Here is a 24,743-nt window from a genome sequence, read left to right on the forward strand (position 1 = left end):
CCCCTTAAAGACCGCGTTGTATTTCACCAAAACACGCTTAATACGTTATAATATGCAACTATTCTTTTAGTACAAACTAGGTTAGGAAAGTTGACAACTCAAGCAGACAAACTTCGCCATATGGTTCATACGATACTAGAAAGCGATGCTCTTCACTCCCACCAAGTCAATGCAGCAACAAAAACATTTAATGCTTTTATTGGCGACGTTCGAGCAGTGGTAACGGCGGCTGAAATGCAAGCTGGTAAATCAGGAATAGCTCTAGCCCTATGCTGCTTACAAAGACTCAGTTTAAGTGACACCGATATCTGTGATCGCAAGCAGCTTAAAGATACGCTTTACTTAGTCACCATGCCCGATACCGCACTAAAAGAACAAGCCGAAGCTGATCTGAGATTGGCGAAGAATGTAGTCGTCAGTAACTTTGTTAATTTTGAAAAAGCGTTAGAGAATGACTTTAAAGGTAATCCGCCTAAGCTGATCATCATTGATGAATGTCACTACGGTTCAAACGTATCCGCTGTCAGATACAGCAAGATCTTTGATTACCTTGAACAAGAGAACGATAGCTGTAAAGTTGTATTCATTTCAGCAACTCCTTTCGGCGCTCTTTATGGAGCCGAAACTGAATATCAAGAGGCGATTGAAATTCAGGAAGAAGCCGAATGTGATGACGATCAAGCTCTTATTCTTGAGGCTCAAGAAGCCGCTCAAAACGCACTTAAAGACTCTATTTTGAGGCGTGATTTCAACACTCGATTAGTGTTCCACAAAACCAGCGATGAATATTATGGTGTCCGTGAAATGCTGAAAAGTGGCAAAGTTAAAGGTCTCGAGCAAGACACTAAAAACTTCCTAGTTGACTCACCAGAACGTAACGAGTTTATCCAGCAATTTAAATCTCACGAAGGTATGGGGTGGTCTTTAGTCCGAGTTCCCGCTGGATTCGCAATGGATGCAAAAAAGTTTTTGATCAGCCAAGGCATCGACGAGAGTTCTGTCTATATTCTGGGAAACTCTCTTTCAGGCGTCCCTGAAGATGAGCATTGCAGTATTGAACGTTTTAAACGTGAGTTTGATGATGCTCTTATCTTTGAGGATAAGCTAATTGCAATCACGGTTGCTGGAGCAAGAGCTGGCATCAACTTTGGTGCTATGATGAAAAACAATTTAATCTCGACTTGGGATAGCACTGTTGCTAGCGTTGCAGCAGTCGTACAAGCCAACATAGGTCGTGCCTGTGGTTACCACGGTAATAATTCATCACTACACTTTACGAACCTAAATGCAACAGAAGCCTATGCATCTATTTTGGATCACTTAGAGAAAACTTGTTCTGAGGAAGCTGCATCTGACTTTGATGGACTAAAAGAGTTCTTTGAAGATGTGTGTCAAGAGTATCAAGTCAATGGGTTAGATGTTGGTTTAACGATCAAATACAAGCGTAGACGACCTATCGGTGATGTTGAAACCTATCGAACAGACAGTTATATCGCTGTACCAGCCAAACTATTGGATGACGAAGCGGACTTTACGCAATACACCAGAGACAAACACCTTCTTCAAGCTATTGACATAATTCGCAATGAGTTTACTGCCAAAGGAGCGCCAAGTGTCAAAGGCAATAGAGCGATGCGTGGTAAAAAGAAGAACTGGATAAAAGCTCAATGGGTAAATGGTGATAGCTACAATAATCCTGAAAAAGCTCATGCAGACGGTACTCAGGAAGAGAAAGCAAAGCTCTACACGACAATGCTCGACAACGGTGAGTATCTTGAGTTTAACCGTGTTGTCGCTCCTGGTTCAGGCGAACTATCAGAAAACAAGCTAGTTACAGCGACCATATTCAGCATATACAACATTTCTCGTCGCCAGGTTGAAAAAAAAATCATGACCTTAGAAGAGGTTTATGACATGTGCGATTATTTCGATATCGAGCGAGACGACACTATGTTTGTACTCTACAAGCGTGGTGAATACGATATCGAGCGTTCTATCGCAAAGAAACAGCATAATGAATTGCCTGAAAAATCTGGAGATCTAAGCGATGAATCTCATTTTTCAGATAAAACCTAACCTGTACACAACTAATCTTAGTGGGGGCTTGTTAGCTCCCATTTTCGGTACTAACCATGAATAATTCTGATAAGCACCGCAAACTTACTGAGCATACAATCTCAAATAATACGTATCTACATCAGCGTGAAGCGGCACAACAAGCATTCAACCAGTTTAAGGCAGGATCTAGAGCAGTCGTCATTGCTGCGGAAATGCAATCTGGTAAATCAGGGGTTGCACTTGCCCTATCTTGCATGCAAAGACTTTCGCTTTCAGATGAAGTGATAATCGACAGGAAATGTCTGAAAGACACGTTATATTTAGTAACCATGGCGGACCTTGCGCTTCAAGAGCAGGCCAAACAAGACCTGTCTGCTAGCAAAAACGTGGTCGTCAGTAATTTTACAAATTTTGAATCCGCACTAAAGACACACTTCAAGTTTCAAGCTCCTAAACTGATCATTATTGATGAGTGCCACTATGGTTCAAGCAGTGATAGCGTGCGATACGACAAGGTTTTCAATTACCTTGAGCATGACAACCGCCACTGCAATGTTGCCTTTGTCTCTGCAACTCCGTTTAGTGCGCTATATGCGGCTGGTGCGGACTCGATACTCCGCCACAACTTTAATACTTCATTAGTCTTTCACAAAACAAGTGACGAGTACCATGGTATTAGGCAAATGCATCGGAGCAACCAGATCATTAAGCTTGATGAAAACTCACGAGACTTTTGTGAAAGCTCTTTACTGAGAAATCGTTTTATTCGGCAAATCAAAGAACATGAAGGCTCTGGTTGGTCATTAATTCGAGTACCTAGCAGTCAGGCAAAAATTGCAAGAGATGTTTTGCTCTCTAATGGTATTGAGCCACATCAAATACATATTATTGGTCAAAAACTAGTAGGTCTCGAAGATCATGAACTCTGCTCTATTGATGACTTTAAGCGTGAATACGAAACTGCTGCATTATTTGATGATAAGCTGATAGCAATCACTGTCGCGGGATTTAGGGCTGGCGTTAACTTCGGTCAAGAGATGAAAGAAACACTTATCAACTCTTGGGATAGCACGATTGCTAATATTGCAGCGGTTGTACAAGCTAATATTGGTCGTGCTTGTGGCTACCACAAGAATACAACAGCAAAGCACTACACTAACCTAGATGCTGTCAGAGCCTATGGTGAGCTACTTGATCACTTAGAGTCAAACCACAATAGCCACGAGTTTGATGGGCTGCATCAGCTATTCGAACAAATTTGCTCTCGCTATGACGTCAAGGGCTTTGATCGTGGCACCATAATAGCCCCCACATGCGAAACTAAAGTAAAAAAGAAGGTTATCGATACCAAGTCTTATTTAACAAAACGTTATTTGGTCGTTCCAGGAAAACTAAAAGAGCCTGACTTCGATTTTTCTGTGTATACAACTGATCAAGAACTCTTAGACGCCATCAAATTAATCCGTAAAGAGCTAATCGGTGAAGATGGGCCTTACAGAAAGAAAAACCGCGCTTTGCGTGGCGAACACCAGAACTGGATAAAGGCGCAGTGGGTAAACGGTGCCACTTATGACGATGGCACTCAAAGCTGTGCAAAATCGAGAACATTAAACTTTATTTCTCGGTTAAATTCTGGTGAGAAAGTGGCATTTAACCAGATAGTAAACCCTGGTGGAGGCGAAAAAACTGAAGATAAGCGAGTTATGGCGAGTATATTTAGTACTTATAACCTTTCTGGTCAGATGGACGCTTTCAAGCGTTCTTTAGATTCGGATGATCTGGAAGAAATTTGTGGGCTACTAGGTGCAGAACATGATAACAACACCCTGATCGTACTTTACCAAAGAGGAGCATTATCAGAGGTTTTTGATGATAACCAACCTATTAACCACGAAGTCCAAACCTCCCGCATACGACATAACAGTGTCTTCTAGGTACAACAAAGCCGCGATGTTCGCGGCTTTGTTTTAAATACACTAGTTGAAGTATTGCCTAACAGTGACAATCGTGCTGCTTAGCTTTCGCTATCATTGTTTTCTGCTCTTCGATGGTTTCTTTAACCACCTTATCAAAAAACTTACGTTTCTCACCTGAAGAAGCGTTACGCACAAACTCAGAGAAAGGGGTTGATTTTACCTTTTCACGCTTTGTAGTGAACATCCTACCCTCCATTACTTATTTAAGCCAACGATGGCTTCTAAGGACTCGCGATTGTACTTTTTACGCAGAAGTGCGTCAATATCACTTACATTAAAATGAGGCCTTTCGTTCCTTCCGTCAATGTTTTTCTCAATGAAAATGATATCAACTTGATCTTGGAAAAGCTTTTTCAACTCACTGACTACTCTTTGTGACTCCATAAACTGATTCACAAATACTTCTTCAGGAACCCTTCTTCCCTCGACGATCTCTCTTGCTTTAACTAAACACCAAGCCTGCTCTGGCTCTTGATAAACAAAGATTATAAGAACATAGCGATTACGTTTTAAAGAACGCTGGATGTTATCTTTGGCTTTTTCAAGACTAGAGAGCGTAGAGTCTAATATAAAACTCACATCCCTTTTTAATGCTCTATCATGAATCGCTTCTACTAAAAGAGTAGCAGGCCTTTGAAATAAGGGAGAATTTATTCCGTCGTAATCCTCAAACACCTTGCGTAACTCATCATTTTCTATATGAACAAGATCTACGCCAGACTCCTTCTTGAAGGTCTTAATCATGTTGCGAGCCGTTTCGGTCTTACCTGCACCAGGAGAACCCGCCATGAAAACCGACACAGCAGACTCCTCCTGAGGTAAGTGATCGACCATTTCTTTTGCTAGCTTCTTTTTGAGCTTCTTGGCTTCTTTAATCGCTTTTTCTGTGATCTGCTCTTCTTGAAATGACATTACTGAGCGTTCCTAACGTTTAATACAGGCGTCAAGCACTCCTGTAATGACAGACCACCGTGATTATAGTGATCACCCGACACATAGCCTGAGATGCCAGGAGCCATCGCGATAGAAACACTCGGATTCCAGAACCAAGGTACGACTAAACCATCGTATTGAGCATTACTCTTCAATATCGCACAGCGACGTTGGCGGTTTGTTCCTAATGACTTGTGAATTTCACCTTTTGGCAAGCCATCTGGCACCCATAGCCAGCCGTGGTCAGTTACGATTTTGATTCGCTTCCACCCTGCGTCCAATAGACCTCGGATTCGTGCCACCACATCATCCAGCACCTGCTCGATGTACTGTGGCATCTTTAACTGTTGCTTGTGACCTAAGTTATCTAGGTCTCCTGTTTGCACCCAGGCATAACCATTCGGTTCTCCTGTTTCAAGGCCATCTAAGTATTGCCAGCCTCGCTCAGCAAGTAACTTCTTAAGGTAGTGACTACTAAAAGACGCTTGTGTGCTCGCTAACGCTGGAATGAAGTCATCGTTATCCTCTAAACCCGTGAGCAAATCAGCCAGCGGTGTTACTGCGGCTTTGGCTGTTGCTGTCAATGACGGGAGCGCAGACCATTGAGAAGTGAGATCGGTATTTACATCAATAGCTGAAAGTTTGTTCTCCAGTTGCTTAGCAGTATCGAAACGTAGGCCATCAACAAAGAAAATCACTTGGCTACCAACAGAGTAGTTTGCTGATGTTTCTTTTAACTGTTTATCTCCAGGGTAACCATTCAATCGGACTTTATCTTGGAAGTTAAGCGCCACCCTTTCCAACCACGGTGTATAAATGACAGCCAGCACATCTGCAACCAACTTCTGATGGTGAATATCTTTTGCTTTTGCCATCGCATTCAGCACAGCCGCATCAGCCTGCCAAAAGCGGCTGGTATACAACTCCGCCATGCCCATAGGAGAACCCGAAGTGAATGGAATATCTGTATGCTCAAGAACAATCATAACTTGTTCTAAAATGTCTAACCAAGGTGAAAAGCCTAGTTGAGACCAGATCCAATCTTGTCGAGATTGTTGGTTATTCCACAATGTGGTAAACGTCTGCTTCAGGTTATCACGATTACTGCCCGCTATTTGCTTAAATGCGTCTTCAATAACGGACTCATCACGCAAATTTTCGGATAGATAATTTTGTGCTTCAAAAGCAAGTCCCGATGGTACTACTGTTTTTAAACGGTCCACCAGTGCAGGGAGGTTACTTGCTGTCTCTTCAAATCGCTCCCATACGCCTTGCCACTCACCTTGAGCATCACAGAGCAACTCTAGAGCAAGTGCTGTATTCGCTTCGCTCGGTTCAAAACCGTACCTTGATATACAGGACTGGCTGAAAATATCCCACTTACTGCCTTGCCATTGCTCAGCTTTTTCGGTTGGGTTGTTTAACCATCCCAAAATGTCTTTGATAGGATCATCTAGAACAATAGAGTAGAAATCTTCCGCTTCTAACTTTTTACCCATCAACTTCGTTGCTGGGGTTTCTAGTAGATCGGGCAAAACCTTCAGTATTGCTTCTTGGGTTTTAGTATCTTTTGCAAGGTCGAGTTCTAGACCTACTTTAGGGTTAGTTAGAAACGAGCCAACAGACCAGTCACGTCCAGCCGTGTTATACGCCCACCAGCAACCACGGTATTGCAGCTCAGCCAACGGCTGTAAATACTCAGGGCATTGCTCAATAGCTCGCAAATCTTTTCGCCCAACGCCAGGAAGATAAATGATTGGCGTTTTATCTTCTGGTAGTTTGCACTCTTCTAGTTTTGCAGCAATCGCACACTTAACCCAAATCGCTGGGCCTGTACGCTCTTCTGGTTTGTATTCACCGAGTTCAATTAATTCAGGCAATTGCTGTTTGATGTATGGCATTGCAGATTGCCATTGGCAATCAATGTCTGTCCACAAAATAGCGGCTGGTGCTACTTGAACTGACTTATTAAAAGTTGCTGAGTTTCGTAACTGCTCGATTAAATAATTAACGACTAACATTAAAGCCTTTCTTTGTTCGAAATTGGTAACGGGTACATCTGTAAAATCTGTTGCACAAGATCTTGCGTTCGACTGTCGATTTGCTCGACCGACCATGAATCAGCTTTAGCAAGCTCAGCATTGAGGTACAAACCATTATTGTATCCCACAGGGCTGCCTTTCTTGTCCTGTCTATCTCGCTTTTCAATAAAGCTTTTGTTTCCAAGCGTACTGTTGTACCCAGAAATAGTCAGATTGCCGAGTTTATGAGCGTGTGTTTCCAAATACTGCTTCGCCAAAGCCTCATCACCTTGTGCGATCATATCGACCCAGCACTGAGGAATATTTTCTCCTTGCGGGAAGATATGCTCAATAGTCCAGACAAACTGCTTACCTTTAACAGCCCACAAATTGCGCTCCGTCTCTCGTGTCATCCGCCCCTGCTCTAGAGCACACAACACGTAACGACACACAGACTTATTATCTGCGTATAAATTGCCTGACAAATCACGTTTAAATGTTTCGTCATCAGCACTAACTCGGCTTAAGTTCATCGCCACCGCATCAACAATTTCATCACCCTGAAGGGTTGGTATTACCCCAGTCAAATCCATAAAGATTCGAGTAAGGTCGCGAGTGGCAGGTCTGTCGGTTGTATTACGTCTAACAAAGAAAGCAATCAATAACTTGGTGATGTTTTCTAAATGATCAAATGACAACCCTAGCTTTTCTTGCTTAGCAAAAAGCAGCATCAGAAGCAGATAAGAAGGCACCCCTTGAACACGTTCTAAATCTTCAAGCAAATAAGAAAGCCTTGGTTGCTCTGGAACCTGGTTATGGCAAATGATCTGTGCATACAGCTCAGAATGCTTAATCATCTTAGCAAGAAATGTCTCTGCGTCATGTGAGATAAGCTTCTCATAGACTTGCATCAGGTTCGACTTAGTCGCAACAGGAACACTAACTATGTCTTTCAACTTAGGCTTAAACGCATTGTAGTATTGCCTAAAAAAGCGCTCCTGAACGCCATAATCATCACCGAGGTAACCTAATACCTTCATCCAATTATTGAAATGCTTGTCAATTTGGCCTTCATCATCACTTTCAAGCTTAGCTAGGAGCTTGTTTTTAATAAGATCAATCGCGGTAAGTGGTACACCTCTATTGTTCAATGATTCAAACAATGTGTACGCATCAGAATGACTTGCCACCTCAATCTTGACTAAAGTTGCAGTATTCACTTTTTCTATTAGAGATGTTAGCGCTGACACTCTATCGCTTGATTCTTGAAGATATTCCTCAATTCGAGAGCAGAAATGTCGGAAAGCTCGAACAATTCTCCGATTACCCGCATTTGATGGGTAGTCGGCTTCTTTCAGTACGCCCGCTTGATTTAATACCCAGAAATAATCCTGCTGATTGCTATTTTGAACCTGCGGCACAATACGAGTCTGATCTGCGTTGCTTTTCAAAATCAACTTGTGCTTCAAGTTATGAAGTTCGAGTTGTTGTTCAAATTCAAGTTCTACGTCAAGATTCTTGAAGCACGAGTATATGGCTGCTTTAAGCAATGACAGAGTAGTCATTCTCTGTTGACCATCAACCAGCTCCAATGATTGTACGGCTAGTGCGTCAGTACTTTGGTTGATACAGATAATAGAACCTAAAAAGTAACTTGGATCATTGTCGAGCAAATCCTCAAATAATGTATCCCACTGCCATTTACCCCAGGTGTATTCACGCTGATACCTAGGGATAGCGTAGATGACTTTCTCATCTACGCTAAACAAGGCAGAAACCGCGTAGTTTTCTACCGACTTAATCATTCGCTTGTTTCCTAGCCGCTTTCTTCTCTGCCAGCGTTAAATGATGATCGTTAATACGACTACCCTCTTTCTCACCGTAGACTGGCCCAAGGTCAAACCATGGAGCGGAAGCGACATCTGTGCCTCGGTCTTTTTTCCAGTGGATGTTTGGCTTGCCACGGAGTACACCTGCGCCTTTTTTGCCCACGTCTTTCGCTAGCATAAATGGACGGATGTTAAGGCGTACCCCATCATTCAAATCTGGGTTCCAACCAATCGGTTGCTCTGCTAATGGTTTCCAGCGCACGAATATATCCAAGCCCTTTTCACCTTCTAGGATAGCTTCCAGTTGTTTTTTGAGGTTTTCGGCCGCAGTTAAACGAATGTCGGCACCATCTTTGCCGTCAGCGATGTCGCGTTTTTGGGTACTGATCCAGTCATCTAGATAAGTGTAGATCAGGCGCTCAAGCCCTTTGTAATCAAGCTTGTGGTAGTTAACCAGTGCTGAGAAGCCATCTTTTAACCCGTCCCAAACTTGCCAAATAAATGGGCGGTGTTGAAACAACTTACAGTGTTGGTCAAAGAACTTGTCTCGCAACCAGCTTTCAAGATCTTTCGCTTTTACTGCTTTAAGTAGGTTTTGCTCGACTGAACTTGTCCACTCGTCACCGTAGGCTTTGTGTAAGATAGCTTCTAAACGCTTAGCCGCTGTTTTCTCACCACGTACAGCTGGAATACAAACAATGCCGTCATCATCAATCAAGCCAGCAAAGTCTGTGTTCTTCTTCATTACTTCACGCATTTCTGGTGCAAGTTCCATTTCAGAATCAAGTTCAGCAGGCCATTGGTAACCGAGTAAACGAGCGACAGCAACTTGGAGTACAGTGTCATCTTCGCGCAGTTTAGCTACGGCAGTCGTTTTAGACTCTTCATCCCAAATGACTGATGCGCAGGGGTGACCATGGAAAATCCATTGAGTTGGGTCATTTGTAAATGGACTAGGTAAGCCTTTAGGATATTTACTTCTTGCTCTTCCTTCCCATAGTTCATAATCAAATGGAACCTTAACTAGCGTAGCATTTGTAACTTTTAAGGACTGATCTATCTTTCTCACCTCAAGCTTATATTCATCAGACTGAATAAAACTATAAACTGCAGGGTAGAAAGCATCTTTTTTCGGTATCAAGGAAGCCGAATTGACCCCATACAGCCACCCCATATATCGTGAGCCACCTAGCTCCCCCATCTGAGCAACATTGACACCTAGTTGCGTCCATGCATTTTTACCTCTGATATTTGCTTTTTCATATGAACATAGCTTCCCTTCACCATTCTCCCAAAGAATCACCTTATCCATTCCACCAAAGTGGATTGACTCTGTTACGGTGTCTCCAAAAAACTCCCAACCAAAGCCAACATTACCTTCCCAAAACTGGCGAATAAACAGAGGCATATCACCAGTATCCAACCCCTTATAAGAATCCACATATTCGGACAGATAACTAATTTCATCACTACTTTCTAAGCGAATAATATTATCTGGATTGTTTAGCTGTTCAACTTGGGCTAGCAGTAATATATCGCCCAGCTTTTGGTAAGTAGCTTTGCTTGTTGGATTAGCTTCGGACGAAGCATCGAGCGCTAAAAATCGATGACCTTTATTGGATGGTTCGTTACTCATAGTGACTAAAGCAACGTTTACAACTTCACCACCAATAGTTTCAAAAGCTCGATTACCTAGTCGTGCAATAGATTCGAATTGAGCATTTTTGAGCCAAAGTTCTCGTAAATTTTTGAAGCTAGCAAGAAACATCCAACTCTGAGGAATAACTACCGAAGTCAGCAAAGCCAACTCTAAGCATCGTTGCTGGAATACAGTCGCTAGGTCAGTCTTCGCTAAAGGGTAATTTGATTCACAATGACTTTTAAGTTCTTTGCTTTGTTTACCACTGGCCAAGTAAGGAACATTAGTCACCACCCAGTGATAGGAACCTGAAAGTAAACCAGCAGCTAAAGCTAAGCCTTGGGCGGTAGCCTTTGCTTCGACACTCGCTTCTCCAGCTCTTACCACAGCTTCCTGCAATACCTTCCAAGGTGTATTAGCCTCACCATTTAAATCTTTGTTCGGTTTAATCAAACTCCCTAACGTTGGCGCATCTTTAAAAGTATGCTGCATCCAAGCAATCGCATCAGTTAATGCTTCATCACCTTTTGCTAAATCTTTCCACTCTTTTTGTGCCTCAGCAATCGACATACCTGAACATGCTAATTGAAGCTCAGGTAACACACGATAGCCGCCTGCATTTGGATAACGCCATGCTTCTAAAGCCAGCGCAAATGCTGCCAGTTCTACACAACGCTGGTCAAGCTCTAGACCATGGATATTTTCGCGCAGTACCGCATCAACCGCTTGTTTCTCAGATAGTCCCTCAAGTTGCATACGCATAGGTACAAGCATTAAGAAAACAGCAACAAGGAAGTGACCAGAACCACAGCAAGGATCGAGTGTTTTAAGCTCTGACAGATGTTCTGGCCATTTTTCAAACCCACCTGCTGCTGGTTTCCATGATTCTGCGTTTTCTTCTTTAGAGAAGCGAAGATATTCTAGAGGAACCCCAGGAATAGCCGCTAACTCACGAAGTTCTTGCTCGTTGTTTGCGCGAATTAAATCATCTTGAGAAAGACGTTTGTTCGCCCACCAAGCACCGAGCGCATTGTCGAGTAAGAAACTCACCATATAAGGCTCTGTGAATAACTGCGTTACAGGGCTTAGTTCCTGTGCACCTATTTTCACTCCTGACTTGTTAACTTGATCTTTCTTCTTAGTTTGCCAGAACTGGTAACACCAACCTAAGCTGTCTTGAGCTTGGTAGGTTTGAGGGTCTAGCTGAGCAATCAGACTTTCTAGTTCCTCAACGCGGTTCATCGACAGCTTGATATCGAAAACAGGCGAGTCCACACGGAAAATTTGTGGAAGCATTTTTTGTGCTAAGCGACCTGCAAGCTCCCAACCGTCTTTACAGTCAGGCTCTTCTTCTGCCAACTCAAAACATTCATCCAGTGTGACTGGTGTATACTCGTCATACATCAATAGATTGTTTTGCTCTAGGTAACGAGCAAACAACATACGATGCCAATGCTCATAGGCCATTTCGTTGATTAGTCGCTCAGTTTCTTGCTTACCATCTTTTAGATTATCGCCGAGCTGACGAGCGTGGGCACGCAACTTATTACGTAGCGCACGTTCTTCTTCGCTTAAATAGCTTGGAGCTTGAGCTTCTGCCACACCCAAACGTTGTAGCGCTTCAAATACGGCTTGTTCTACAATATCGCGGGCTTTGACAACCGTATCTTCTAGCTTCTTACGCAGTGTTTTATCTAATGCTTGTCTCATATCGTTCTTCTTAATTCTATTAGTCTGCCCTACCTAGATAAGAGCATTTGGACTGTTGAGATAGTGTTCGTTAACCACAAACTTCAAATCGCCTAAGAGAACTCCTCCTAGGCGACGCCCCTTTTCACGGTGGCTTCTAAAAATAAAGAGATATTACTGTGGCACAACTGGCCCGTTTTCTAATTCTGAACGTAGCTCTCGCTCTACGTCAGCTAGCCACTTCTGCAAATCATCTTCCGTTTCTAGCAATGGCTTATTGAGCTTGTAATACTTCGTTTTAGGTTGAAGTTCACTGATCGCATCTTTCAGTACCGCATCGAAGATGCCAGGAAGCAAGGCAACTTTGTCATTCCATCGATCAAAGCTGGTTTCATCTAGCGAGTTGAATACCGAGTCCTCGTCAGCAATATTAATTGCTGGAATAACGTCTAAGCTGCGCTTGTTCAAAAACTCATTACGCTTTGCTTCATCAAGCTTTTGCCAGTTTTCATCTGCTAATAGGTCAGACATACAAGCGCGATGCTCTTCTTCATAGCGCTCACGATGTGCAGTTAACGCGGTGCGAAGTTCATTGGTCGCTTTGTCTAGCAATGGTTTAACTGGGCAAGGTTCAGATAACAAGCTTCGGTTAGTTACGATTGCCTGTTGTTCTTGTTGCAGCTCTTTGTATATAGCAAGTGGGTAACAATACTCCATTGCTTGAGTTAACTTCTTCCAAAGCTTCATACGAAGTTCAGCTTTATGCGCTTGTTCTTTCCATTGCTGAAAGTCACTAATCAATTGATCTTTATTATCAAATGCCTTCTGTAATTGATCATTACCTGAGTACATTTCAAGCTCTGATAACAAAACTGTACTTGGTGCCATAGGTAGTGGCGCGTCACCACCCGAACTACGAGCCACGTTTTTAGCATTAATAATCGCAAAAGGTAGCTTAGTGGCTTCTTCACCCGTATTGCATACTTCTTCAAGCAAGGTAGAAACCACACCACGAACTTTAATAAGTTGTACTTTAGATAGTGTTACGTTTTCTGGTCGGAACTTAGTTTGCGTTACTGAACTACGATCTAGGCTTTTAGCATCAATCGCACGCTCTTGCACATCTGACGCTCGTAGCACGCCCGCGGCTAACATTGCATACAACGCACCATCTACAACATCTTTACCCCAACCGTATGGCGCATCATAAAAATGATCTCGGATCTCCTTACCCGTTTTCATTGTCCCAATAAAGCGATAGATCTCTGCACACACGGGTTGTTGATTCGCTTCTCCGTTGAAGCCTACCGCTTCAAGCGCATTTGGGTCTGCAAGCTTGCTTGCTTGATCAAAGACTTTAGCCCAACCACGGCTGTCTGCCATTTTGAATTTGTTGTACAAACGCTGACACGCTAAAGCACCTGCATTTTGGATTTGCTCTGCAAGACTTTCGCCTTCAACTTCTTGACCACCAGCCAAACGGACTTGTATCTGTGAGAAGATATCGCTCAAATAGCCTTTCTTGGCACGTTCGGCTTCACTTAAGCGCGTTTCCATTGCCTGTAAGGCGTCTTTACCCGCTTCTGTTGTTGCTCGGCCACGTACCTCTAGCGTGTTCTCTGCTGCTTTAAGCGCAACAATGGCATTCTTAAGCTCACTACGGTGGAGAGTTGGCACATAAACGAAGATGGTTGCACCATCTGGATCAGCGCCACGAGAAAGGTCGTTAAATTGCTTCTCGGTTTGCTCTGGTGCCCAGGCATAAATCCGTTTTGTTGCTTCACTTGGCAACTCTGAGTCAAAGGACACGTTGATCACTCGCGGCTCTGCTACTTCACCCTGAGTAATTCGAGCTTGAGCCACTTGCTTAGTAATATAACGCTGGATTTCTTTTGTACGGTAAGCCTCTAACGTCTGAGGGTTACCCATAAGATCGTTTTCTTGGCGGCGGAACTCGTCATACCAAGCTTGGCTTTCTACTGTCTGCAAACTGAACTCTCGACCCTGGGCCGTTTCACGAGCCATGATGAGGTGCTCATCTTCAAGCTGTTGCAGCATCTTTGGCACAAGCGGGCGAAGCTTGTATTTATCGTTTTGTAGATCCTCTAATAGCAAATCAGATAACGTATCTACTGTTGCATAAATGCCATATTCCATCTCTGCTGGTAGCTTGCTAATCAATAAGATTAGAGATAACAAACGGCCTTGTAGTTGTGCCTCTTGATCACCACCACGCTTGCGACTGATGGTTTCATAGATATCTTTTGAGATCACACCTGTTTGCAGTAGATTCGTTGAAATCTGATCATAAAGAAAGTCAGCAGGAACAACGTAGCCCAGCTCTTTGTCTGCCGTTGTCTTTAATGCTTCATGCACAACACGGAGTTGGTTACGCAGTTGAGAACCTGTACCCGTTTTATCTAGCGCTGGTAAGATACGCTCCCAAAAACGGCGGCGAACTGGAAGTAGCGGATAGTCTGGCACCATCCACTTCTCATCATCTTTATTGTGCTCAATGGTGCTACCACGTAGATGACGAGAAATCTCACCTAAGTTGTCATTGACAACCGTTTTAACTGCATTTTCTGCTGAAGGTTTCTTTTGAAGGATGACTTTACGAATTACTGCGTCTACATCTGTGTCTTCCAACTGCACAGGAACTTGGAAACGACCCATTAAACGTTGGAGGTTTGCCATACCAGACAAGGCACTTTGACCTGTTGCAACAAACAATAGCTTTGATTTAAGCGCACTAGCGCCACTACAGGTCTCGACGACTTCTTGTACATCAAACGCTTTTTGAACGTTGTCACCGATGTACTGTTGCACCTCATCCAGAACAACTAGAGTTAGTGGTAGTTCGCCATCGTTTGAAATGGCATCAACAATCGCAGAGACCATCTCATCGTTGGACACATCATCAATAATTTTGTATTGAGCGCGTAACATCTCGCGCACTTCTTTCAGATCTGCGCCGATGCCTGGGATGGCTTGCAGAACCGCATCATGCATGATTGGAGATACGTGCAGGTTTTTAAGCTCTTTCGTCCAAGGGTCTACACCCTCTTTCACTTTTGCCTTGGCTTCGACAAACGACTTAACTTGTTCAAAAACACCTTCCGCTTTTAGCCACATGACAAAACGTGCTAGGTGATATTGCTCGGGTAAACCTGCTGATTTAAAAATGATGCCAAGAAACGCCATACGAACTTTATCGCCAGCACCTGCCCCCAAAGTACCTGAAGCTGCATGAAGGCCACCGTTACCAGCTGCAATTGATGATAACTCATCGAAATGCTTCGCAATGTGCTCAGGTAAATCTGCGATTGAACGAGCATCAGAGCCGTTGTTTAGCGTTTGGTTTGTCCAGAGTGTGCGCAGCATTTTAGCAAGGTGAGATTTACCTGAACCAAAGAAGCCACTGATCCATACGCCTGGTTGCTCATTGTTCGTCTTAAACGCTGACAAATAGTTGCTCAGAATGCTGTCCATGCCTTTGGCATATGCACCATCACAAACGAATGTACGCAACTCATATTCAAGCGTATCTAGAGCACCTTTAGAAAGGTCATCCTTTACTTGAGCGACGCCGTTGTTAGCTAAGCGGCTACTAACAGGATCGTTTACGAAAATTTCACGGTTTAACATTGAATAAAGCCCTTATGACGTTGCCGAAATCGCGGTTGCGTGATATCCCCAACCGTCTTTCGCATCTAATAATTGATAGTTGTTGTTTTGTACTTCACCAGGGAAGAAGACTACTAAGCGCCCTGTCACCTTTTCAGCTAAAGACTCTACGACACCCGACACAGATGCGAAGCCAAATAGAGTGCCGCAACCAAGAAGAGCAATTACGCCATCTTCTGTTTGATTTGACTCGACTTTATTGGTCAGTTCTTCAACTAGCTCATCGGCGAAGTCATCGTAGAGTCCTTTGAGATACTCAGGATCTTCAAAATACGTTTCTTTGTAGTCTTGAGCCGACATCCAATTTTCAAAACTATGAGTCAAATCTAGCAGTTGCCATGGGTGGTTATGCTTAACACATGCTTGTTCAAACTCTTCGACACGCGCACGAAGTTTTAGCTCATCTTCTTTGTGGTAGACCAGAAATATGGTTCGCTCATCAGCAGAAACCGCCACTGGCCATGGAATACTAATGTGTTTTTCAAAGCTTGTTAGTAGCTTGGATAATCGATCTGACATCACTCGTCCTCAGATTCGTTAAATTCGGGCATGACTAGACCAGGGAAAGTTACTTCAACCACTTCACTTGCTTGTTTGAAGTTAATCATTCCTCTTAGCGATGCTCTATGTGCTAGTTCAAACAATCGTTCTTTATCTTGAGCCAACATACGACACCAGAAACTATCAAATAGACGTTGCCCGCTAAGCCCGTGACAATGGGCTAGAAATAGAGCGTATGCGACATTCACATAACTAATTTCTGGGATTTTTCGGTACTTCTTTGCTCTCCCAGATAGGTATCCTGCTTGCGTCCAGGTACCATTAATGTTTTGTGCGAAAGACTTTAGTGATGCCTTGCTGAAACGTTCAGGGTCATCTTTTGATAGAAACGTCTCCATCATCTCTCTAGCTAAGTGTTGACCTGGTTCTAGGCTCAAAATCACTTCCGAAGAACTACGCAACAGTGGGTCTCTGGCGACAGCAAGTTGTAACGCTAGAATCGGTTGAGAGCCTTCATGCAGCTCCCACCAATCTCGAAATACTTTAAAGAGGAAAATATCAGGTGATAAACCATACATTGAAGCCAGAGGTTGGAAACTGTACTTACGTGCATTTTCGCTTGGTTTTTGAAGGACATTGAATACTTCAATATCTTCCCTGTAGTCTTCTAGTGTCGCGTTTTCAGGTCGCCCAAATAATAAGATCTTCAGCTCTTCTATCATCATGCTGCGAGATGTATGAGCACCACTATTACCGAACTTAAAACCCAGTGCTTTGAGGTAAGCTTGGCTATTCATTGTTATTGCCTTTGTAACCAGGGGCTAAACTCGCAGTCTCAACACCATATATAACTGCATTTTCTTCCAGCGCTAAATGGTATTGCTGTGGGTTTAATTGATATGTACTTGAGCAATCCACATTCCATTGGTTTAGCAAATAGCCCGCCAGCGCAGCACGGCATTCGACTTGAAGTTTGCCATTAACCATTCTGTAATCAAGCTCTATCGCTTCAGGGTGTTTTGCTGCTGGATGAGGAATAAAGGTTAAATCAACAATGCGGTTCCACTGCTTGTCTGCTGAAATCGATTCTTTCACACTATCGATTTCATTCTGAGCAAGGCTCGCGGATTTGATGCGAGTAAGAACGAAATCACGAAAAGAACTTGTCGAACGGTCATAAGCACGAACATGCCAACGACTGCCGTTATTCGCGAGGCTATGAGGCACAATTACTCTTGCTGAGTTACCAGAGCTAAGGGAAACGTACTTAATCTTAAGGGCAGATTTTTGGTGTATGGCACGCATAACCGCCGACAGGATGTCAGTCGAAGGTTTATTCAACTGTTGTGGCTGGATACAAACTTGGCTGTTTTCTAGTTGACTCGTCAATCCATCACCAAATCCTCTAGCAAGGCTTACTAAAACGGTATCTGGATCGTGCTCAAACAGAGGCACAAACTGCTCTGTACGATGATAAGACTTTGATTGATGAATTAGCTCTAGGTTGAACGGAGCAAACTCTTTGTAAGTGGCGAAGTCACGAGTTGCTGCGGCTAAACCTGTTTGAAATTTTGCAATGAGATCGGCTCTAGCAATCTCACCAAAGTAGCTCAAACTAAAATCGATAAACGCCAAGCGTTCTCTTTGAGCGTGAGGTAATTGTTCGAGTTTTTTCATCAGAAACTTCTGTTGAGAATATCTGACAGTTAATATACTCCTAATACGAGCATGGTACAATCAAAATGATTAGACCATATGATATAGAAATGAAGTGTAAGGTTCAGAATTAATGGATGTTTATGATACGTTAAACCAAAGATTTGGGTGTGTGGAACAAGGGGGAATCGCAGAAGTGCAAATGCGGCGTCAAATGTTAACGCCGCAATATACGACACGGTGGGTCGATTTACCGAAGATCAAGAGCTAGCTATCTCACAATCTACAATTCTATGTCAGGATATACCAGTCTATTGAGTTTCTTTTCAGCTTTACAATAAATCTGATCAGCAAATTTTTCCGAATTAAGGATCTTTGCGTCCGCTGCAATCCCTATAGCGCGATACACGTTGTTCAATTTCCACACGGTTTTACCGCGTTCAACTTCAACAAAAGTTGAATATGGTATGCCCTGGTATGAACCCGCAACTTTTGTATAAACTGTAACCAACACTTGAATACCTACCTGATCCTTTTTAAATAGATAAGTATCTAAAGTCTGCTGCACTTCGTTGAGTATTTTATAGACACCTTCGCTAGTTAATTCTCTAGCACGTGAACTTTTTTGCACTGATTTGAGCGCTTCATCTAAACCCTTAATTTTTATTGAACTCATTGTGACGCCTCCATTGCAGCTGAAGACATCAATGCAGGATTTAACTTCTCAAACTGTTTACTCATTCGAGTAATGACAGCATCAGGTACGCCATGAATATTTTGGTATTTCCCATTTATCTCAATGACTTTGAATAATACATTCATCTCATCCGCAAGTGATTTGTAAAATGACATTTCCCAGTTTTTTACAAATGTGTTTGCAACCACGACGTCAAATCCTGCACGAAGTAAGCGCTTCGTTTCGAGTTGACACCAGGCATGAGCATTTTTGATTAGAGCGGGGTCGTATTGATAGGTATCGTTTTTATCGATAAAAAATTGGTCAGCTTCAACTAAGACAGCATCGAGAGTTTTTGCGTATGTAGACTTTCCAGAGCCTGGTAATCCACGCACAAGAGTAAGTGTTTGCTTGGCCATTTTGGCGTTTCCTTTTATTAAAAAATAATTCCCTCCTCTCACCGATAAGGTGATGAATTCTTTGATATTGTTTAATTTATTTAACTCAATCTTTATACAAATTGAGATAGAGAGTGTTCAAGCTTATTAAAACGTATGAAAACCTTTTCGTCAACAATTTATTTCAATAAAAACAAAGACATATTCTTTACTTTTAAGGCTATTTATATCTAATAAAAACAAAGAATCGGTTTTACCCCTTATCGGGGGTAAACGACAGACTACCCTCTATAAGGGGTAAAGATGGTTTATTGACTATGAATCAAACATCGATTAATGCACTGCGAAAGCAGTGCTGAACGAAAACGCTTGGTACCACATTGGGCAAACATTTAATATGGAAAGGGCAGAACTGACTTAGTTAGTTCCATTACACTTACTACTAGACTGATCCACACCACCTTTTAGTGGACATCCGCTCAGATAATCGGGCCCCCCCTTATAAAAATGACAGTAATCCAATTGCTGTGTTCGTTTGCATTTCTTTTTGTATGTTAGAATAACAACACCAGTAAATAATCAACGCTTACAATGTCAGAACAGTCATATCACAAGCTTTTAAAATCTACTTTTGAAAATGCACTGCTTCATCTCTACTTTAAGGTCAGTGCGTCTCAAAGCTTTGTCAAAGAAGTACAGCGCAACAAAATCCTCATTGACTTCTTAAAACCAAAATTGAGAGATCAACGCTATTCACTTATCAAAAAAAAGCTAAAAACCGTCTGCTTAATGAAAAACAAATTTGGGTCAATCGAGAAACACTTAAATGGGATTGTTCAACAATATAGTTTAATCAAGAGCATGAATGATGTAGACAAACTCTATGACTTGCTTGAGCAGTTCGAGAAGGCAGGATTTGAAACAAAGCTGATTGAAGAAACTCCAACACAGAATCAAGATGTTGTTTATTTAGATAGAGCACACATTAACAATTGTTTCGATGAGATCGATAATCACCAAATCGCACCAATTTCTTTACTCATTCATACAGAACAACTAGACAAGTTTACTCAATGTCTTGATGAACAAATCCATTTTAAATATGAATTTTTTCAATTTAATGAATCATTGAAGAACTATCACTATCGCTTACATCCTACATCATAAATCTCAGACAAGCGAAGGTTTCCAAAGTAGAAAAGTGTTTATAATGACGGCGATATTAGAGACTTTCAGATTTTTATTCTTTGTGATCAGACAAATGAGTGTAGTTGTATTAAAAAATCAAGCTTACACAACAATCAGACGACTGCGATTAACCTGATACTGAGATAAAACTTTAGCAATAAAATCGTAAAGTTTTTCATATGTGTATTTAAGCTTGACCTTTTTCAATATTTAGATACTACAGACGATTATTCGCTCTTTGCTATGAAATCGCAATCAGGGAGAATATCAAATATAAAAAACATATTTAAAAATCTTTTAGTCCATGTCTAGTCACAGTGATGGCTGGTCATAAAAAATACACTCCCATAATCATAGTAAACGAGGAACAAATGCTTACTTTCGATACTTTAAAAAAACGTCACCGCAATGAGAGGGAATACTACTCTGAGGCTCTTTCAACTAGAGTACATCGCTCACTGAGCTGGCTTAAGAAAGCTGAGTCATGTGATGACGAAGACTCAAAATTTATTTTCCTTTGGATTGCTTTCAATGCTGCATACGCACAAGAGTTTGAACAAAAAGTTAATTATGGGGAACGAGGACTTTATCAAGAGTTTTTGACACGACTTGTTGAATTGGATACTGAAAATTTATTATCACACATCGTCTGGCATAATTACTCTGGGGCTATAAGATCTTTATTGGACAATGAATTTATTCTAGAAAGTTATTGGAGTTATCATGCAGGGAGGATCACCGAAGGTGAATGGAAGGCAGCCCGAAGTAGATCCAAGATTGCGGCTAACGCAGCTCTTGGACAGGACAATACCGCTTCAGTTCTTTCAATCGTATTTGCCCGTCTATATACACTACGTAACCAAATTATTCATGGTGGAGCAACTTACGGTAGCTCAGCGAACCGTAAACAACTCCGAGATTGTACTAATCTGTTGGAAAAGCTATTACCAACTATAATTAAAGTTATGATGGATTCTAGCAATGAATTATGGGGAGACCCTGTCTATCCGTTAATACAAGATTAAAAGTTGAGTTGAGCTTGAGGGCATTTATATGTGCCCTCAGTCACTTTACTACTTTATTCTTTTTGTCAAGTTTGATAAACAGGTGTCATACGCAAAGTTTAAGCTTATCCTCTTCAACCATCTGAAGAATATCGCTGTACTCTTTCAGAGCTTGTTCTTTATTCTCTAAGTCTGCTCTCAGCTGCTCAACATTAGACTCTAAATCTCTAATAAGCGTGGGAAGAAACTTTTGTTCTTCTTTTGAGATTTTTCCGAGCATTTCAGAGCTGCACTTTGCAACTTCCTCATTGATTTCCGTTAGCAACAAACCAACCACCCTAGCCTGCTCTTGTCTCAGTTTTTGGATCTCTTCACCTTCGACTTCATTTATAGAAAACTGTTGCCTGATCGAGTTGATGTGATGATCTAGGTCTAAACTAATTGCAGAAATCGTAATTCGATCAACAGAATTACTCAGAGGCAATAGTATCATTTCAGGGTCGAAATCTGGGTCTGAAAAGTCAAATAAACCTTTTACTGCATGCTTAATATCTTCACGGAACTGATTGATGTTAATTGCTTGTGAGCTTACCTGGTAAAGCCTATCACTTGTCTCAATAACAAAATCTTCTAGCTTTTGTACAGCATCTTGAACATTTGCGTAGGTATATTTGACAGTTCTATACTTTGTACTAGCCACAGTTTTCCTTGAAAACCAAGTAGACGGACTGAATAACTCTGGATCATAGACCTTATTATAGGTGGTATAAGACTCTTCTCGGCTGCCCGTTTGAGAGTTAATACGCTGTACTGAAACTGAGTCTTGCCCTATTCCATGTTCCACTTTTCGCAGTGTTTTTTCGATATGTACTCGGTACTTGTCGAAAACCATACTCACCTTTGTTTTCCCAGCATTGATTCGCTCGGCTAATTCTTTCTGCTTCTTTTCAATTACGGCTAAATCACCTTGTAAAAGGTTGTTTTTCTTATGAGTAATATCATCATAAATAGCTGTTAGCTTTTGCAATAACTCTCTCTCGGCACCTTTCATTAAGTTATCGAGTCGCTCGGACATAATTGCATTTTTATTTTCTCGGACAAGCTCCAATTTAGAGTGAACTTTATTGAAATTTGCAACCGCTGCGAGGATTTCAGGAGTAAAAGTAAAATCGTCAAACATTTGGTTCAAACGACTGAGTGTATGCTGCTCTTCTTCACTCAAATCGCTCCCCTTTCTCGCTAAATCATAGCAACGAGAAGATACAAAAATAGGAGGTAATGCATTCTTCAGTGTTTGCATCAAGTGTGATTGACCACAATTATTCAACTCATCTTGGCGGCAGACTGCACTAACTTCGGACTGTGCTTGGTCATTTAAACTTTGCGTCAATGCAGGCAAAGCCTGCTGAATTGACTCATAATTGCTGTACTCATCAAGCAACGCACTGTCGAATAGAGAACCAATTAAGATGATCTCTTCAATACCTTTATTCGGGATATTTTGTGCTAGCAGTGCCATGTCTTGGCTGTCTAGGAATTGACCACAGTAGCTCAATAAAAATATAACATCACATTGCCCCAAAAATTCTTGTGTACGTCTACCACGAGACACAATTGGGTCATTCAACCCTGGGGTATCAACTACTTCAATATCTTTAAGACCAGGTAAGTTCAGCGCTAATGAAGAGCTTTTCACAATAGGAGTAAACTTTCCGTCAGCTCCCACATAAGGTGTTAAGTCAGAAATTAGAACTTCGTTTGAGCTAACTTCATCAATAACCTGCACCTGATCAAGATAATTATCAACATTCAACCCTGAACGTTTTACCATCTGATAAAGCTCAAAGCATGCCTTAGACTCTTCTGGATGATTCGGCTTCTGTGGTGGCCGAACACCTCTTCGGCTTATACTTGAGCTTTGGGAGGCTTGGAAATCTGCTATCAAATCTTGATAATGCTTCTCTTCTTGTTCAACTCGTAGTGCTTGTTCTAGAACTTTGTTCCATTCATTTTTGCTGTAAAACTCAATTTTGGCACTTGGCTCTTGTGCATAGCTAATTCTAGTGAGCGCAGCGGTCATAGGTGTCGCGGCTTTTGGTAAAACTGACTCACCATCAAATAGGAGGCTGTTCAGGAAAGAAGACTTTCCTCGCTTAATCTGACCTACAATACCAATCCTCAAAATGCGATTTTCTTGTTGAGCATTCAAGAGGTCAGCTTCGAATGTGGTGCGCAACTGGTTTACATCTTCAAGAATCTTAGAATCGATCACTGTATTATGATGTTCATATCGTGAATAGACTTCACTTATTTTATCTTTCATAGACTTACTTATTAAAAACCCTATATAATGTCCCTTGGATAGTTTTATCCGTCAAAGAACTATGTAACATTAATTCTTTATATTTTTTTATATGATCAAAGTTTTTCATTGTGGTACTATAAATAGAACTCAACCCGACAATATCTGGTCTTCCTTTATATTTTTTATATCCAAAAAGAATACCATTGATATCAATTAGACTACCCTCAGTATATTTTTTTTCTAAGTTTAGAATTCTTTTATTTTTATCAACATTAGAGGATATAACAGTTTTAGAACCATCTTCTAACATATAGCGTTCTACCTCAGTGATCCCAAGGCTATTATAATAATATTCTATTAAATCATTATCGTTAATTAAATGCGGTAGTTCTATATACAAACTTTCATTTAACTGATCATAACCTAGTTTGATTGTTCTTAAATTAACATCATTCATATCAGTTGAAATAAAAATCCCGTTCTGAACAGTCGCCTCCCTTCTACTAATTTTTGATTGTAACAATGGCAGTAAGACTTCATTATTAAATCCATATTTAATTTTATCTTTAGTATTAGCTAATATTTTTCTCTTAGAGATTTTTTTACTTCTCTGTGTCAACTCATTGAAATTAACTTCATAGTATTTAAGAATGTGGCTAAAGAATTTAGGTTGTAATAAATGAGTATTGAAGTATAATTCGCTATCTTGCCAATTTTTATTTCTGACGTGACAGAAAAAATCAAAAATATCGCTATAGAGACCTTTAGAAACTTCAAATTGCAATGCCAACTCATCTATAATATTTTTTTCTGATACTGAAATAGCTCCATCACGAACACTAATCATAAAAGCATCGAATAAAAAAAGTTGCGCGATTGGTTTACGTTTAAAATATTTCAAAATACTTTGAACTATGTTTGTGTCTGGCTTGTTAGCAAAATCTATACAACTATCAAGAATAGACTCGTCCACCTCAAGAGATATAATTAAAGTTAATAAATAGTTTTTCTTTTCTTCATGCATATCACCGTTAGCATTCATTATTAATGCTAACCCTTGTAAATAGAGCAACCTCTCTTCGAGGGATAGCTCCTTAGCTGCATGACTTTCAAATGCACTACTTTCTTTAGCAGCCTCTTTTATTGTTGATAAAATATCTATCATTCTCTTAACTCTAACCTA

General features: G+C 41.3%; 17 protein-coding genes and 1 pseudogene. 5 read left to right on the top strand and 13 right to left on the bottom strand.

The window, feature by feature from the left end; all coding sequences use genetic code 11:
- Positions 1–90: 90 nt before the first annotated feature.
- Both L3V27_RS03715 and L3V27_RS03720 read left to right on the top strand, forming a co-directional pair.
- On the top strand, positions 91–2,076 hold the full coding sequence (locus L3V27_RS03715; protein ID WP_218955777.1) for a DEAD/DEAH box helicase family protein: 1,986 nt from the start codon (positions 91–93) through the stop codon (positions 2,074–2,076).
- A gap of 56 nt (positions 2,077–2,132) precedes the next feature.
- Positions 2,133–3,992, top strand: a complete 1,860-nt coding sequence (locus L3V27_RS03720) for a DEAD/DEAH box helicase family protein (RefSeq protein ID WP_180208768.1) — start codon at positions 2,133–2,135, stop codon at positions 3,990–3,992.
- Between the two features lie 58 nt (positions 3,993–4,050).
- Here the strand turns inward: L3V27_RS03720 and L3V27_RS03725 are convergent, their stop codons facing one another.
- From L3V27_RS03725 to L3V27_RS03765, 9 genes are all read right to left on the bottom strand, one after another.
- Entirely contained in the window at positions 4,051–4,218 is a 168-nt protein-coding gene (locus L3V27_RS03725; protein ID WP_005376180.1) for a hypothetical protein, read from the bottom strand.
- Positions 4,219–4,229: 11 nt separating this feature from the next.
- Positions 4,230–4,946: a zeta toxin family protein gene (locus L3V27_RS03730; RefSeq protein ID WP_005376178.1), complete on the bottom strand. Its 717-nt coding sequence runs from the start codon at positions 4,944–4,946 to the stop codon at positions 4,230–4,232.
- Positions 4,946–6,988, bottom strand: a complete 2,043-nt coding sequence (pglZ, locus tag L3V27_RS03735; protein ID WP_180208767.1) for a BREX-1 system phosphatase PglZ type B — start codon at positions 6,986–6,988, stop codon at positions 4,946–4,948. The genes L3V27_RS03730 and pglZ overlap by 1 nt, the downstream gene beginning before the upstream one ends.
- A complete protein-coding gene (locus L3V27_RS03740) occupies positions 6,988–8,793 on the bottom strand; it encodes a DUF262 domain-containing protein (RefSeq protein ID WP_065090482.1) in 1,806 nt (601 codons plus the stop codon). Before L3V27_RS03740 ends, pglZ begins: the two co-directional genes overlap by 1 nt.
- Positions 8,786–12,166: a DNA methyltransferase gene (locus L3V27_RS03745; RefSeq protein ID WP_193280004.1), complete on the bottom strand. Its 3,381-nt coding sequence runs from the start codon at positions 12,164–12,166 to the stop codon at positions 8,786–8,788. Before L3V27_RS03745 ends, L3V27_RS03740 begins: the two co-directional genes overlap by 8 nt.
- Positions 12,167–12,319: 153 nt before the next feature.
- Entirely contained in the window at positions 12,320–15,793 is a 3,474-nt protein-coding gene (gene brxC, locus L3V27_RS03750; protein WP_180208765.1) for a BREX system P-loop protein BrxC, read from the bottom strand.
- A gap of 12 nt (positions 15,794–15,805) precedes the next feature.
- Complete coding sequence (locus L3V27_RS03755) at positions 15,806–16,351, bottom strand: BREX protein BrxB domain-containing protein (RefSeq protein ID WP_001283833.1); 546 nt, start codon at positions 16,349–16,351, stop codon at positions 15,806–15,808.
- Complete coding sequence (locus L3V27_RS03760) at positions 16,351–17,130, bottom strand: hypothetical protein (protein WP_001088014.1); 780 nt, start codon at positions 17,128–17,130, stop codon at positions 16,351–16,353. The genes L3V27_RS03755 and L3V27_RS03760 overlap by 1 nt, the downstream gene beginning before the upstream one ends.
- Positions 17,123–18,010, bottom strand: coding sequence for a WYL domain-containing protein (locus tag L3V27_RS03765; protein WP_025796294.1), 888 nt, complete (start codon positions 18,008–18,010; stop codon positions 17,123–17,125). The genes L3V27_RS03760 and L3V27_RS03765 overlap by 8 nt, the downstream gene beginning before the upstream one ends.
- Positions 18,011–18,116: 106 nt before the next feature.
- Between L3V27_RS03765 and L3V27_RS03770 the strand changes: the two are divergent.
- Positions 18,117–18,260 (top strand): annotated as a pseudogene (locus tag L3V27_RS03770) (DUF4113 domain-containing protein); the annotation flags it as partial.
- 12 nt (positions 18,261–18,272) lie between these two features.
- Here the strand turns inward: L3V27_RS03770 and L3V27_RS03775 are convergent.
- Together L3V27_RS03775 and L3V27_RS03780 are read right to left on the bottom strand one after the other, a co-directional pair.
- On the bottom strand, positions 18,273–18,665 hold the full coding sequence (locus L3V27_RS03775; RefSeq protein WP_025796295.1) for a hypothetical protein: 393 nt from the start codon (positions 18,663–18,665) through the stop codon (positions 18,273–18,275).
- Positions 18,662–19,084, bottom strand: a complete 423-nt coding sequence (locus L3V27_RS03780; RefSeq protein WP_180208763.1) for an ATP-binding protein — start codon at positions 19,082–19,084, stop codon at positions 18,662–18,664. The genes L3V27_RS03775 and L3V27_RS03780 overlap by 4 nt, the downstream gene beginning before the upstream one ends.
- Before the next feature lie 570 nt (positions 19,085–19,654).
- On the opposite strand from L3V27_RS03780, the gene L3V27_RS03785 reads away from it, so the two are divergent.
- On the top strand, positions 19,655–20,230 hold the full coding sequence (locus L3V27_RS03785; RefSeq protein WP_180208762.1) for a DUF2913 family protein: 576 nt from the start codon (positions 19,655–19,657) through the stop codon (positions 20,228–20,230).
- Positions 20,231–20,622: 392 nt separating this feature from the next.
- Positions 20,623–21,276, top strand: coding sequence for a HEPN domain-containing protein (locus L3V27_RS03790; protein WP_193280006.1), 654 nt, complete (start codon positions 20,623–20,625; stop codon positions 21,274–21,276).
- A gap of 85 nt (positions 21,277–21,361) precedes the next feature.
- Here L3V27_RS03790 and L3V27_RS03795 read toward each other — a convergent pair whose 3' ends face one another.
- Positions 21,362–23,578 carry a dynamin family protein gene (locus L3V27_RS03795; protein ID WP_140360275.1) on the bottom strand — a complete coding sequence of 739 codons (2,217 nt, stop codon included), beginning with the start codon at positions 23,576–23,578 and terminating at the stop codon, positions 21,362–21,364.
- Positions 23,579–23,582: 4 nt separating this feature from the next.
- Positions 23,583–24,725: a TerB family tellurite resistance protein gene (locus tag L3V27_RS03800; protein ID WP_180208761.1), complete on the bottom strand. Its 1,143-nt coding sequence runs from the start codon at positions 24,723–24,725 to the stop codon at positions 23,583–23,585.
- Positions 24,726–24,743: the final 18 nt, after the last annotated feature.

It is taken from the genome of Vibrio sp. J2-3(2022), assembly GCF_021725735.1.
Classification (GTDB): domain Bacteria; phylum Pseudomonadota; class Gammaproteobacteria; order Enterobacterales; family Vibrionaceae; genus Vibrio; species Vibrio diabolicus.